General features: G+C 68.7%; 17 protein-coding genes. 11 read left to right on the forward strand and 6 right to left on the reverse strand.

Translation table 11 applies throughout. The features are described 5' to 3' along the window. The 3 genes from AC16DP_RS41785 to AC16DP_RS41795 form a co-directional block, all read left to right on the forward strand. The coding region (locus tag AC16DP_RS41785; RefSeq protein ID WP_483957051.1) for a M4 family metallopeptidase at nt 1-887 on the forward strand (887 nt) is incomplete at its 5' end. Between the two features lie 128 nt (nt 888-1,015). After that, entirely contained in the window at nt 1,016-1,837 is an 822-nt protein-coding gene (locus AC16DP_RS41790) for an HAD-IIB family hydrolase (protein ID WP_329734152.1), read from the forward strand. After that, nucleotides 1,834-3,030: a class I SAM-dependent rRNA methyltransferase gene (locus AC16DP_RS41795; protein WP_329734151.1), complete on the forward strand. Its 1,197-nt coding sequence runs from the start codon at nt 1,834-1,836 to the stop codon at nt 3,028-3,030. Before AC16DP_RS41790 ends, AC16DP_RS41795 begins: the two co-directional genes overlap by 4 nt. Nucleotides 3,031-3,058: 28 nt before the next feature. Here AC16DP_RS41795 and AC16DP_RS41800 read toward each other — a convergent pair whose 3' ends face one another. Next, complete coding sequence (locus tag AC16DP_RS41800; RefSeq protein WP_329734150.1) at nt 3,059-3,916, reverse strand: fibrinogen-like YCDxxxxGGGW domain-containing protein; 858 nt, start codon at nt 3,914-3,916, stop codon at nt 3,059-3,061. Nucleotides 3,917-3,961: 45 nt separating this feature from the next. After that, nucleotides 3,962-4,762 (reverse strand): DUF4261 domain-containing protein, encoded by an 801-nt coding sequence (locus AC16DP_RS41805; RefSeq protein WP_329734149.1) that lies wholly within the window; start codon nt 4,760-4,762, stop codon nt 3,962-3,964. A 183-nt stretch (nt 4,763-4,945) separates the two neighbouring features. Here AC16DP_RS41805 and AC16DP_RS41810 point away from each other — a divergent pair, with 183 nt between their 5' ends. Both AC16DP_RS41810 and AC16DP_RS41815 read left to right on the forward strand, forming a co-directional pair. Then, nucleotides 4,946-5,323 carry a hypothetical protein gene (locus tag AC16DP_RS41810; RefSeq protein ID WP_329734148.1) on the forward strand — a complete coding sequence of 126 codons (378 nt, stop codon included), beginning with the start codon at nt 4,946-4,948 and terminating at the stop codon, nt 5,321-5,323. After that, complete coding sequence (locus AC16DP_RS41815) at nt 5,317-5,637, forward strand: hypothetical protein (RefSeq protein WP_329734147.1); 321 nt, start codon at nt 5,317-5,319, stop codon at nt 5,635-5,637. The genes AC16DP_RS41810 and AC16DP_RS41815 overlap by 7 nt, the downstream gene beginning before the upstream one ends. 21 nt (nt 5,638-5,658) lie before the next feature. Here AC16DP_RS41815 and AC16DP_RS41820 read toward each other — a convergent pair whose 3' ends face one another. Then, nucleotides 5,659-6,078 carry a hypothetical protein gene (locus tag AC16DP_RS41820; protein WP_329734146.1) on the reverse strand — a complete coding sequence of 140 codons (420 nt, stop codon included), beginning with the start codon at nt 6,076-6,078 and terminating at the stop codon, nt 5,659-5,661. A 182-nt stretch (nt 6,079-6,260) separates the two neighbouring features. On the opposite strand from AC16DP_RS41820, the gene AC16DP_RS41825 reads away from it, so the two are divergent. From AC16DP_RS41825 to AC16DP_RS41850, 6 genes are all read left to right on the forward strand, one after another. Further along, nucleotides 6,261-6,638, forward strand: a complete 378-nt coding sequence (locus AC16DP_RS41825) for a HEPN domain-containing protein (RefSeq protein WP_329734145.1) — start codon at nt 6,261-6,263, stop codon at nt 6,636-6,638. Further along, entirely contained in the window at nt 6,632-6,937 is a 306-nt protein-coding gene (locus AC16DP_RS41830; RefSeq protein WP_329734144.1) for a hypothetical protein, read from the forward strand. Before AC16DP_RS41825 ends, AC16DP_RS41830 begins: the two co-directional genes overlap by 7 nt. A 1-nt stretch (nt 6,938) precedes the next feature. Beyond that, nucleotides 6,939-7,457 (forward strand): hypothetical protein, encoded by a 519-nt coding sequence (locus tag AC16DP_RS41835; RefSeq protein WP_329734143.1) that lies wholly within the window; start codon nt 6,939-6,941, stop codon nt 7,455-7,457. Between the two features lie 39 nt (nt 7,458-7,496). After that, nucleotides 7,497-8,129, forward strand: coding sequence for an alpha/beta hydrolase (locus AC16DP_RS41840; protein WP_329734142.1), 633 nt, complete (start codon nt 7,497-7,499; stop codon nt 8,127-8,129). A gap of 140 nt (nt 8,130-8,269) precedes the next feature. Next, entirely contained in the window at nt 8,270-10,117 is a 1,848-nt protein-coding gene (locus tag AC16DP_RS41845) for a S8 family serine peptidase (RefSeq protein ID WP_329734141.1), read from the forward strand. After that, the gene (locus AC16DP_RS41850) at nt 10,114-10,329 is read left to right on the forward strand and encodes a DUF5818 domain-containing protein (protein ID WP_073563525.1); all 216 of its coding nucleotides are present in this window, start codon (nt 10,114-10,116) and stop codon (nt 10,327-10,329) included. Before AC16DP_RS41845 ends, AC16DP_RS41850 begins: the two co-directional genes overlap by 4 nt. Before the next feature lie 39 nt (nt 10,330-10,368). Here the strand turns inward: AC16DP_RS41850 and AC16DP_RS41855 are convergent, their stop codons facing one another. Genes AC16DP_RS41855 through AC16DP_RS41865 form a run of 3 tightly spaced genes read right to left on the reverse strand, consistent with a single transcriptional unit; the run spans nt 10,369 to nt 12,706 of the window. Then, on the reverse strand, nt 10,369-10,767 hold the full coding sequence (locus AC16DP_RS41855; protein ID WP_329734140.1) for a DUF3037 domain-containing protein: 399 nt from the start codon (nt 10,765-10,767) through the stop codon (nt 10,369-10,371). Continuing rightward, on the reverse strand, nt 10,745-11,530 hold the full coding sequence (locus tag AC16DP_RS41860; RefSeq protein ID WP_329734139.1) for a HipA family kinase: 786 nt from the start codon (nt 11,528-11,530) through the stop codon (nt 10,745-10,747). The genes AC16DP_RS41855 and AC16DP_RS41860 overlap by 23 nt, the downstream gene beginning before the upstream one ends. Nucleotides 11,531-11,548: 18 nt before the next feature. Continuing rightward, a complete protein-coding gene (locus tag AC16DP_RS41865; RefSeq protein WP_329734138.1) occupies nt 11,549-12,706 on the reverse strand; it encodes a type II CAAX endopeptidase family protein in 1,158 nt (385 codons plus the stop codon). Nucleotides 12,707-12,823: the final 117 nt, after the last annotated feature.

Here is a 12,823-nt window from a genome sequence, read left to right on the forward strand (position 1 = left end):
TGACGGTGCACGAGCTGACGCACGCGGTGACCAGCTCCGAGTCCAACCTCACCTACTCCAACGAGTCCGGCGCCCTCAACGAGGGCCTGAGCGACATCTTCGGCGCCTACTGCGAGTCGTGGAGCCGCGGCTGGGTGGTGGACGCGGCGGTGTGGATGGTGGGCGACGACGTGTGGACGCCCAACACCCCGGGTGACGCGCTGCGCTACATGGCCAACCCCACGCAGGACGGCTCGTCGAAGGACTACTACCCCACGCGCTACACGGGCACGGCCGACAACGGCGGCGTGCACTGGAACTCGGGTATCGCCAACCTGGCGTTCAAGCTGCTCACCACGGGTGGCTCGCACCCGCGCGGCGTGACCAGCACGGTGGTGACGGGCATCGGCATCCAGAAGGCCGGTCAGATCTTCTACCGCGCCAACCGCGACCTGTTCACGGCCTCCACCACGTTCGCCCAGGCGAAGACGTACACGGAGCAGGCCGCGACGCAGCTCGGCTACAGCTCGGCGGACGTCGCGTCCGTGTCGGCGGCCTGGCAGGCGGTGGGCGTGGGTGTCGCGACGCCTCCCCCGGCCTCCACCGCGCTGACCAACGCCGTGGCCATCACGGGCATCTCCGGCGCCTCGGCCTCGTCCAAGTACTACCACCTGGATGTGCCGGCCGGCCGCGCGGTCTCCTTCGTGATGAGCGGTGGCACGGGTGACGCGGACATGTACGTGTCGTTCGGCTCGGCGCCGACCCTGTCCTCGTACTCCTGCCGTCCGTACCTCTCCGGCAACAACGAGACGTGCAACATGACGGCTCAGGCTGCCGCGGGCCGCTACTACGTGATGCTGTACGGCTACACCTCGTACTCCAGCACGTCGCTCAAGGGCACGTACTGAGCCCGGGTTCGCTGAACCTGGAGTGAGATGAACGGCCCCTGGGAGGCACTGCCTCCCGGGGGTTTCGTCTTTGCGGGCTTCCTGCGGGCTTCCCGTGGAGCCGGGAAGGGTGTAGTGGCGCAGCCCGTATGGTTGCCCCTCGCCCCCTGCGCCACGCGGACCTCTCCCGGGTGGAAGCGGTCTTCACGGATGTCGATGGTACCCTCACCACCTCGCACCAGCTGCGCTCGACGACGGTGCGGGCGCTCGAGCGCCTGGGGGAAGCGGGCCTCAAGCTGGTGCTGGTGACGGGCCGCCCGGCCGGTTGGGGCGAGGCGTGGGCCCGCACGCTGCCGGTGGATGGGGTGATCGTCGAGAACGGGGGCCTGTTCTTCCTGCGGGGAGCGAAGGGGAAGCTGCGCAAGGTGTACGCCGAGCCTCCGCGCGTCCGGGAGCCGAACCGGCGCCGGCTGGAGGCGGAGGTGGCGGCCGTGCTGCGGCAGGTGCCGGGGGCCCGGCTGTCCATGGACAGCGCCTTCACGGAGGTGGACCTGGCCGTGGACTACAACGAGGAGGCGCGGTTGGGCGAGCAGGGGGCCGAGCGGATTGAAGCCCTGCTGCGGGCGCGGGGGGTGACGGCGGTGCGCTCGTCGGTGCACATCAACTGCTGGCTGGGGCGGTTCGACAAGCTGTCGGCGGTGAAGCGCTTCCTGAAGCTCGCCTGGGGTTGGCGGCTGGAGCCGGGGGATGGGCGCTTCGTGTACGCGGGGGATAGCTTCAATGATGCCCCGATGTTTGGAGGGTTCGCCCTGAGTGTCGGGGTGGCCAACGTGAGGCGGGTGTTGGATCGCATCGACACGCCGCCGGCCTTCATCACCCGGGCGGAGGAGGGGCGGGGCTTCGAGGAGCTCGCCCGTGCCCTTGTCGCCCAACGGGCCCGCCGGGCCCCTCGCCGAGGAGTGGGAGCGTGAACGTCGTGAAGCTGGAACTGGCCCCGGGACTGGGCCGTCACCTGCGTGCGGGACACCCGTGGGTCTTCCGCAAGGCGCTGGACAAGGTGCCGAAGATTCCCCCGGGCAGCGTGGTGGACCTGGCGGAGAACGGGAAGTTCGTGGCGCGTGGGTATTTCGATCCGCACTCGGCCATCGCGGTGCGGGTGCTGACGCGCAACCCGCGGCAGAACATCGACGCGGCCTTCTTCGCCGAGCGGGTGAAGCAGGCGCTGGCCGAGCGGCGCTCGCTGATCGATCTGACGGACACGGACAGCTTCCGGTTGATCCACGGCGAGGGGGATGGGCTGCCGGGCGTGGTGGTGGACCTGTATGGGCGGTACGCGGTGCTGAAGCTGTACTCGGCGGGGCTCACGCCGTACCGCGGGCTGATCGTCGAGGCGTTGAAGGCGGCGGTGCCGGAGCTGAAGGGGATTCTGGGCCGGGACGAGGTGGGGCGGGACGACGCGGAGGAGGACGAGGGCCGGGGCGCGGGGCGGATGCTGTGGGGGGAGAAGGCGCCGGAGGTGTTGGAGATCCTCGAGCGGGGGGCGAAGTTCGGGGTGGACGCGTGGAGGGGGCAGAAGACGGGCTTCTTCCTGGACCAGCGGGAGAACCGGTACCTGATCCGGCGGCTGGCGAAGGGGAGGGACGTGCTGAACTGCTTCTGTTTCAGCGGCGGGTTCTCGGTGAACGCGGCGCTGGGCGGGGCGAACAGCGTGTTCTCGGTGGACCTGGATCCGGATGCGATCGCGCTGGCGCGGGAGAACTTCACGCGCAACGGGTTGCCGGCGGAGAAGCACGACTTCCTGGCGGCGGACGTGTTCAAGCTGCTGGCGTCGTTCCGGGAGGAGGGGAGGACGTTCGATCTGATCATCCTGGACCCGCCGGCGTTCGCGAAGAGCCAGCGGGCGGTGCAGGCGGCGATCGACGGGTACGCGTCGCTGAACCGTCAGGCGTTGGGGTTGCTGCGGCCCGGGGGCCTGTTGGCGACGGCGTCGTGCTCGGCGCGCGTGGGCCCGGATGACTTCATGGGCGCGGTGAAGGAGGCGGCCTTCAAGGCGGGAGTGGATCTGGCGATGGTGGAGGAGCGCTATCAGCCGCCGGATCATCCGATCCGGCTCCAGTTCCCCGAGGGCCGCTACCTGAAGTTCTACGTGATGGTGGCGGTGTAGCCGGCACCGTGGGGCCCGTGCGCGGGCCCTACCACTTCACGAAGCGCGAGATGCGGCGGACGCGGGTGTAATTGCTTCCGTCCGTGCTCAGCCCGATGGAGGTTGCGGTGGCTGAATACACATGGGGTCCAACCCTACCGTCCTCGATCGTCGAATCCGCGTCCGCGCCGAGGTTGTAGTACCAGCAGTTGCCATAGTGCTGGGTGACCGCGTAAGTGGTTGCGCATTGTCCGGAGTAGAGATCCCCGTCGAAGTCAGGTGCGGACCAGCCTCCAGCGAACTGTTGGGAATAGATTCCCCAATGGCCAGATACGTACCGCGGGGAAATGAACCTCATTGAATACAGGTCGATCCCACTCGCTTCCGCCATCAGCGCAACGACGCTCTTGCCCCGGAGATCCTCGATGACATCCATGTAGATGGTGCCGTATCGGTAGAGGCTTCCGTCGTAGAAGGGTGATTCGAGGCCCGGGCGTCCTCGGCGGTTCAGTCTTTCCCAGTGAGAGATGTTCCAGAAGTCAGTGGTGTTGATGCCCAGGGTGCTGTTGTAGACGAGCGTCCACCCTCCGCCATTCGTCTCCATGTCACAGTAGGCGGTGATGGCGGCGCCCCCTGCTGGCCGGATCCAGTAGGTACCGGACAGGGCCACTCCGGCTGACTGCAAGGCCCGGCAGTTCTCGAGCGCTGTCGAGGGCGAGGAGCCAGGAGTGGCGTTCTGCGCCAGCGCGGACGGCGCGGCGAAGAGAAGGACCGCGAGACTCAGAATCTGCGATTTCAATACGTTCATGACAGCCTTTCGGGCAGTGGCCAGAACAACTCCCGAGAGGATGGTAATGAGCTGTTTCCCGGCAAGCCTTGTCTGGGTCGCCCCAAAGGCTTGCCGCATTGTCGGCTGGTCATCTTCGCTGCGTTTCCGGCCGTGTGTCTGGCCTCACAGCTCGATGCGGTACACCGTGCGGGAGGGGTCGACAGCGGAGGGCACGTGGCGGATGCGGAAGCGCTCCTGTGCCGAGAGTCCGATGGTGTCCCCGTCCTTGAGCACGGGCCCGTGATCGAGCAGGTAGTGGGCGAAGTTGAAGGCCCGGTCCACGAGCGTCGCGGGCTTCTCGCGGAGCGCCACCAGTTCCAGCTCCATGAAGCCGAACGAGCGCATCCCCGAGGTGGCGAGCGTGAAGGTGCCGTCCGGGTTGCGCGAGAGTTGGAAGGCCAGCCACAGGTAGAGGGGCAGCCGCTCGCGTGAGGTCCGCTTCGCCTCCTCGACGAAGTCGTCCGGTGCGTTCACCACCGGCCCCTCCCCCCAATACACGCCGTTGGCGTCGGTCGTGGCGGCCACCGCGGCCACCACCCGCGTCAGCAACAGCATCGTCGCGATGCGATCCATCCCCGGGGCGAGCACGGCGACGATGACGTGCGCCTGATGGGCCTTCAGCCTCTCGATTGCCTCGGGCCAGTGCCAGGCGGCACGCGCCGGCTCCTCCAGGTCTCTCCAGGGAATGGGGGCGCGCATCATCGTGAGGGTGACGACCGCGCCGTCCAGCTCGAAGCTCAGCGTGTCCCCCTCCTGGCGGACCTGCTTCGCGCGTGGAAGCTCCGGCCAGTTGTCCTGCAGAAAGGCCAGCAGCGCGCCCTCGGGCACTGTCCTCGCGCGATCGAGCGTCACCATCGCCAGCCCCAGGTTGCGCTGAGGCTTCGGCGCGTCCACTTCCACCGATTTCTTCCGGAAGAATCCCATCCGTCCTCCTCGTGTCCAGCGCCGCGGACCCTCTCCGCGGACACACTCACGGGCCCGGCCTTATAGCCCACCCACGGCGAAGCGCACTCTGGAGTCGAGGGCCAGGGTGACCGCTCGGGTGGGGGCGGGGCGCCCCATGTCGGAGGTGGGTGATAGAGAAGGGAGGCGTGGGAGGGGCAGGGGATGGAGCGGAAGGCGTGGGAGAATCTGGCGGCGGCGCGTGTCCTTCTGGAGATCGAGGATCCGTGTCCCAACGCGGCGGCCTCGCGGGCCTGCTACGCGGCCTACCATGCGTGCTGGCATGCGATGAACGAAGCGGGTATCCCTACTCCAGAAGTCAGGCCGGGTGTATATTACTTCTTGCATGACCCTCTGCCTGCAGATGCAATCGAGGCAGGAGTGCTCGATAGGCAGGCGGGCAGCGCGTTGAGGTGGTTGGCCGAACTGCGAGTCGTAGCGGACTACCTTGGAGATGAGTTGACGGTGGATCTGGTGAGAAGGGCGCTGGAGAAAGCCACGGCTTTCATCCAGCGACTTCTGGGCGAGGAACCGACATGGTGAACGAACGGGAAGAAATCCGGCGGAAGGTGATGGCGGCCGTGGGGGGCAGACCCGTGCGGTGGACGGATCATCGGACCACGAAGGGCGACTTCCCGGGGCGCGATTGGGCCTTGGAGATCTTCGACGTGCCCTTCGATGAGCAGGAGGAACTCCATGGCCGTCTGTTCGAGGAGTTCTATCTGCCGCTCTATCAGGAGAAGCGCCTGGCGCTCACTCTTCTCTTCCACACCCCCGAGAACACGGATCGCTTCTACGCCTGGGTCCGCGAGGAGCACGCCGCGGAGCGGGCGGGAGCGGCACGCGCCACTCCCTGAGGCGATGCGGGGGCTCGTGCCTCAGCGCTTGAACACGCGCGAGGCCACGCGGTCCATCACCTCGTCACTCCACACGAGGCTCGCCTGGGTGAGGCGCTTCATGTCCTCGCGGAAGGCCGCCTCCGAGGGCACCGAGGCGTAGGTGCGGCTCAGGAAGAGGCTGTTGTTCTCGGTCTCGTAGTCCACCGCGCCACCACCGGTGTCCGTGCCGGACTTCTCCTCGGCGCGGAAGCCCTCGAGCACGCCGGGCTTGGGAGCATCCCGGAACTTGTAGATGAGGGCGCTCGTCTCCAGCGTCTGCTTGTCCGCGTGGTACTCGAAGTAGAGCTGCGCGTTGCCGACCGCCGCTCCACCGAACCCCTGCGGGTTGAGGCCCTCGCTCGCCTGACCGAGGGATTTCATGAACGCCTGCACCAGTCGCTGCGCTTCGTCGCGGGTCATGGGTCCTCCGCCTCTCAGGAGGCGTCGTTCTTCCGAGCGGACGTTAGCAGCAGCCCGCCCGGCGTCGCGAGGAATGGTGGGCACGGGAAGGCACCGGGCTTCGGGGTGACCGCTGGAGTGGGGGCATGCGGCCCCATGTCAGAGGTGGGCGGTAGGAAGGAGGCAGGGGGAGGGGAAGGGCGATGGAGCGGAAGGCGTGGGAGAACCTGTCGGCGGCGCGTGTGCTTCTGGACGTTGAGGATCCGTGTCCCAACGCGGCGGCTTCGCGGGCGTACTACGCAGCCTACCATGCGTGCTGGCATGCGATGAACGAAGCGGGTATCCCTACTCCAGAAGTCAGACCGGGTGTATATTACTTCCTACATGAGCCTCTGGCCTATGAGGCATACAGGGCCGGGGTGCTCGACGATCAGACGAGTGAGGGGCTTTACGAACTGGTACGGCTGCGAGTGTCCGCGGACTACCTCGAGGAGGAGCTGACGGTTGCGCGTGCCAGGGAGGCGCTGGAGAGGGCCACGGCCATCGTCCAGCGGGTGCTCGGGGAGGAGCCGATATGGTGAATGAACGTGAGGAGATCCGCCGGCAGGTGCGGGAGATCGTCGGAGATCGGCCCGTGCGGTGGACGGATCATCGGACCACGAAGGGGGACTTTTCGGGCCGGGACTGGGCCTTGGAGGTCTTCGATGTGCCCGATGCGGAGCAACGCGAGCTCAGCCACCGTCTCTGGGGCTTCTTGAAGAAGCTCTATGCGGAAAAGCGTCTGGCGCTCCTCGTGCTCTTCCACACCCCCGAGAACACGGATCGGTATTACGCGTGGGTCCGCCAGGAGCATGCGGCGGAGATGGCGGGAGCGACCTGACATGAGAAACCTGGGAATCGCCGTGGTGCTCACCGTGCTCGCCGGTTGTGGGGGTGGAGACGAGATCCGGCGTTACCGCGTGGTGGTGGACCCCGCGCCGCTCTCGGCGCTCCCGGGCTCCTGCTACCGCGGCGGGACGCCTCCCTCCTCCCGGGTGGAGGATCGCAACCTCTACCGGGACTTCACCTGGACCGTCTGGGAGGCCGGCAGCGCGGATCGCGCCTTCCTGGAGCTGGACGCGCCCGAGGGGGTCTGGCGGCTGGGGGATGCCCCACCGGTGCAGCTCTCGGGAGCCATCGCCGGCACGGGAGATTCCTTCTCGGCCGAGCGGGTGCAGGTGTCGGCCGACGGCCAGGTGCTCGAGTCCACCGCCCTGCGCATCGTCTTCGAGGACCTGGACACCGTCTCCCGGGGCGTGGTGGAGCTTCGGTCGAGCTGCGGCTCGTGCGCCGGAGGCCTTGCCCTGACCTGCGAGGCCCGGCTGGCGTTTACCGCCCGGCAGGAAATCCTCCAGGAGTGAAGCACTCGGACACACTCCACGTTATCTTGAGCCCCGTCCATGGTCCTCAAAGGTCAGTTCCTCGAGCGCTCCACGCTCATTCCCGTCGGCAGCGAGGTGATGGAGGGTGTGGCGCACCGGGGGGATGAACGCCCTCCGTTGCTCGTCCTCCCGCCCCGGCCCGAGGACGGCGGTGGCATGGACCATGTCATCGGCGCCGAGCTGGCCTTCGCCGCGGCGTCGGCCGGCCACCCGACGTTGCGCTTCAACTACCGGGGCGTGGGGGGCAGCCAGGGAGAGAGGGGCTCGGGCGAGGCGCTGGTCGAGGATGCCGGGGCCGCGCTGGGAGTGGTGCTGGAGAATGCCCACTCGCCCGCTGCGGCGGTGGCCGCGCTCCACGGCAGTGCCCGGGTTGCCCTCGAGCTCCGGGCGCGCCATCCCGAGGTGGCGGGCCTGTGCCTGGTGAGCCCCAGGGCCGTCACGGCGCGGGAGCTGGCGGGGCTCGGCCGGGCGCTGCTGGTGGTGGTGGGCGAGCAGGACTCGACCCTGTCCCGGGCGGAGCTGGCCGAGGCGGTGGCGGCGGCGGGAGGCGAGCTGGCGGTGGTGGAAGGCGCCGGGGCCCATTTCCATCACGCCCTGCCCATGGTGGGAAAAGCCGTACGCACCTGGCTGAAGATGCTGTCGGGCAAATGACCGATGTCGCGTAACCCGTTGAATTGACGAAGGTTCCTCATCCCGGAGGGGTGCTTGTCCGCCGGGAGGGGCGTCGAACAGACTCAAGAGACCCAATCGTTCCGCCGTTCGTTCGTAGGGGTCTGCATCAAGGAGCGCTCATGAAGCGTTGGATCCTGGCAAGTGCGGTGCTGGCCCTGGCGGCCTGCGCGTCTCCCTCGGACTCCGAAGGGACGGCGGCGAAGGAGGCCCCGGCGGTGGACACCTCGCGGCGTGTCCTGGCCGAGGAGGCACCCGGCGGCATCGTCGTGGACTTCAAGGACGGCACCACCAAGGCCGAGTTCGATGCCTGGGAGGCCGAGTGGGGCGTCAACCTCGAGTTCAACTCCATGGAGGGCGCGCAGACCGGCGTGACGATCGCCCAGGGCGTGGAGGACGTGGACGCGGTGCTCGCGCGCATCCTCCAGAACCCGGCCGTCGAGTCCGCCGAGCCGCTGCGCGTCTACTCGGTCCCGCCCGGTGAGGAGGCCGTGGAGCTGGACTCCTCGCTCGAGGAGGACAGCAAGGACGGCTACACGCCGAACGATCCGGACTACCCCAAGCAGTGGAACCTCCGGATGATCCACATGCCGAGCGCCTGGAAGGAGAGCCGGGGCAAGGGCGTGGTGGTGGCGGTGCTGGACACGGGCATCGCCTACGAGGACCACGACGACTTCAAGCAGGTGCCGGACCTGAAGGGGGCGAAGTTCAAGAAGGGGTACGACTTCGTCAACGACGACGAGCACGCCAATGACGACCACGGGCACGGCACGCACGTGGCGGGCACCATCGCGCAGGTGACCAACAACGGGCAGGGCGTGGCGGGCGTGGCCTTCGAGGCGACGCTGATGCCGGTGAAGGTGCTGAACCACTTCGGCTCCGGCACGTCGGCGGACATCGCCGAGGCCATCCGCTTCGCGGCGGACAACGGCGCCAACGTCATCAACATGTCCCTGGGCGGCGGCGGCTACTCGAAGGTGATGGCCGACGCGGTGGAGTACGCGCGCAAGAAGGGCGTCACCGTGGTGGCCGCGGCGGGCAACGCCGGGCGCCCGCGCGTGGAGTTCCCCGCGGCGTACCCGGGCGCGGTGGCGGTGGCGGCGGTGGGCCCGGGTGGCTCGCGCGCCCCGTACTCGTCCTACGGCAAGGAGCTGGACATCGCGGCTCCGGGTGGTGACAAGCGCCAGGGCGACGCGGGCGGCATCCTGCAGAACACCATCGACCCGAGGGATCCGTCGCGCTCCGTCTACGCCGCCTACCAGGGCACGAGCATGGCGACGCCGCACGTGGCCGCCGTGGCCGCGCTGCTGTACGCCGAGGGCGCCAGCGGGCCGGACGAGGTGGAGAAGGCCCTCTACGCGGGGGCGAAGCGCGTGGGTGACCAGGCCTGGACGGAGGAGTACGGGCACGGGCTCCTGGATGCCCAGGCGTCGCTGAACGCGCTCGGGGGTGGGGCCTCGCGCTGGCCGTCCATGTGGTGGGCCCTGGCGCTGCTGGCGCTGGTGCTGCTGACGATCCGGGGGCGCGAGCGGCCCGGCTACCTCAACGTCCTCATCCGCCCGAGCTTCCTCGTGCCGCTGGTGCTGGCCACCGTGGGCGTGTTCTTCGCGCGCTCGTGGTTCGGTGGGGCCTCCGGGGCGGCGGGTGACGTGGTGGACGCGGCGTACCTGCCCATCCCCGACTGGCAGCGCATCATCTTCGGCCGGGGCAAGGTGGCCAACCCGCTCTTCTACAGCTCGCTCATCCCGCTGCTGCTGTCCTTCCTGGCCATCAAGTTCAAGGGGCTCCGGTCCGCCATCGGCGGGCTCGCCCTGGGCTTCGCGGGCTTCCTCGCCTACGCGGCCTGGTCCAAGGCGCCCTCCCTGGCGTGGATGCCCTTCCACTTCCTCGCGCTGCCCTGGCTGGTGGTCAACACGTTCATCTGCCTCATCATCGCGCGGGCCATGCTGCGCAAGGAGACGGCGGGATGAAGCTCACCGGACGCGTGGTGTTCCGCGACATCGAGACGGGCGTCTGGGTGCTGGAGGGGGATGACGGCCGCACCTACCAGCTCGCCGGGGGCGATCGGAAGATCAAGAAGGACGGTCAGCGCGTGGAGGTCGAGGGCGATGTGGCCCGCGACATGCTGACCGCCGCCATGGTGGGGCCCGTGTTCAACGTGGCCTCCTACCGTTTCATCTGAAGGACGCGGGGGCTCTTCTCCCGCGGGGGCCCCTCTCGATCAGCTGCGCGAGGGGGGCCGCACCATCCGCTGCATCAGGTGCTCGAGTGCCTTCGCCGGCTCCTCGCACAGGCCCGAGTGGACCGGTCCCGTCTGGAGCATCGTGCTGCGCGGCGCCACCAGCCAGTGGAAGCGCTCCTTCTGCGGCAGCTGGCCGATGGGCCCCGCCGCCTTGCCTCCCGCGCACAGCCGGGGAATCGACTCCAGGTGGCTTCGCAGCAGCTCCACGTCCGCGTCCGGCGCGAGCGCCAGCAGCCGCCGCTCGTCCAGCTCCACCCGCGCACTGAGGAACCGGTGGGTGAGGCAGTAGAGGATGACCCCCGCGTTGATGAACTCCTCGCGCTCCACGCGCGGCACGATGCGGATGATGGCGTAGTCAAACGAGCTGTGCGCGGGCACGCTGTGCCTCCTCGATGAACGCCGGCACCGCTTCCAGGCGCTTCCGCAGGTAGGTGACGTAGGCCTCCCGGTGCTCGGCCGCCGTCGCGAAGCGGGGCTCCGTCGCCGGACCCAGCCACGCCTCGGGCACGCACCCGACGATGTGCCGGATGACGTCCTCCGTCACCCGCTGGCGCAGCGCCGCCTCCGCCTCGGGCAGGGCCGACGCCCAGGGCAGCAGCACATGGTCCTTCACCGCCGGGAAGCGGCTCTGGCTGCGCTCCAGGTAGTCGTCCCACGCGTGGTGGAAGTACAGGGACGCCCCGTGGTCGATGAGCCACAGCGCCTTGTGCCAGCTGAGCAGGTTCGGGTTCTTCGGCGTGCGGTCCACGTTCGTCACGTAGGCGTCGAAGCAGACGATGGCCGAGGCCTCCTCCGCCTTCGGCGCCGGGCCCACCGTCGGATCGAACGTGATGGAGCCCGGCAGGTAGTCCATGCCCAGGTTGAGGCCCGCGCTCGCCTTGAGCAGATCGCGGATCTCCCCGTCCGGTTCGGCGCGGCCCAGGGTGGGATCCAGCTCCACCAACACGAGCTCCGGCATCCTCAGGCCCAGGGCCCTCGCCAGCTCGCCCGAGATGATCTCGGCCACGAGCGCCTTGATTCCCTGGCCCGCTCCCCGGAACTTCAGGACGTACAGCCCCGAGTCTTCCGCCTCGACGATGGCGGGCATCGAGCCGCCCTCGCGCAGCGGCGTGACATAGCGTGTCGCGGTGATCTTTCTCACGCGTGGACCCTCACCCGTTCAACGGACATCCGGCCTCTTTTGTTTGGATTGCCTCGCCCGCTCCTGGGCGTACTCGCCGAGCGGTATCTCGCCCCGCCGGGCGCGGACGCGGAGCTCGTACAAGGCCTGACGCTCGGCATGCAGCGCGTCCGGTGCGTCCTCGGGGATGCTCCGCAGCGGGAAGTCCCGGTCGATCCGGCTCAGCTGGATGCCCAGCGGATCCAGGGCCTTGTAGGCGCCCAGGGACAGCACGGCGGCGAGCATCCACGGAGCGGCCAGCCGCAGGAGCTGGGGCGCGGGCTCCAGCGCGACAGGGGGCTCCGGGGCCTCGAGGTCCTCGCGCGAGCGGGGAGGGCCCAGCAGGGACGGGAAGCGGCGCGCGGCGGCCAGCAGGGCCCAGAGCACCGCGCCGCCAACGATCACGAGCATCAGCATGGCCTTCGCCTGCTCCTGGGAGGCCGGCTCCTCGGGCATATCGAGGTACCGCTGGGCGAAGAACAGCACCATGGACACGGAGTTGTTGGCCGCATGCGCGAGGATGGCCGGCCAGAGCGAGCCGGTGCGCACCAGCAGCCAGCCGAACAGCACGCCCAGCTCCACGCGGGCGAAGAAGCCCACCGGATCCAGGTGGAACATGCTGAAGACGACCGCGGACAGGAGGACGGCGCGCATGGCGGGTCCTCCGTGCGCCCTCAGGCCCTGGAAGAAGACGCCCCGGAAGAAGAACTCCTCGCAGATCGGCGCCACGACGGTGACGCTGGCCACGATGAAGGCCATCTCGACTGAGGACTGGCCGCGGAACATGTCCGCGACGTCGTAGATCTCCCGCCACGCCGGGGGCAGCAGCGACTGGGCGACGTACTGCACGGGCGCGACGATGGCGAAGAAGTTGGTCACGCCGAGCACGAACGCGAAGGCCACCGGCGCCAGCCCCGGGAAGGCGAGGCCGGTGTAGCGCACCGGCTTCCTCCCGGTGGCGCGCAGCACGTACCAGCCCAGGCCGAGGAAGACGAAGAGCTGGGTGAACCAGATGCCGAAGGCCACGTTGAGGGTCTGCACGAGCAGCCCCGAGGCCAGGAAGGCCACGAACACGGCCGCTGCGGCGACCACCGCCACGGTGCGTGGATCGCGCAGGTGCGGCGAGGGTGTAGGGGGGCTGGGGCTGACTTCTTCCAACGGCTTTCTCCAACGGCGAGGAAAGTGAACGACGAGGAAGGTGCTCGAAACCCGACGCACGGGAACGAGGCGCTTCTATAATGCCCCCACTTTGGCGCGCTTCCCGGGACGAACGCA

The sequence above is a fragment of the Archangium sp. genome, assembly GCF_057119385.1.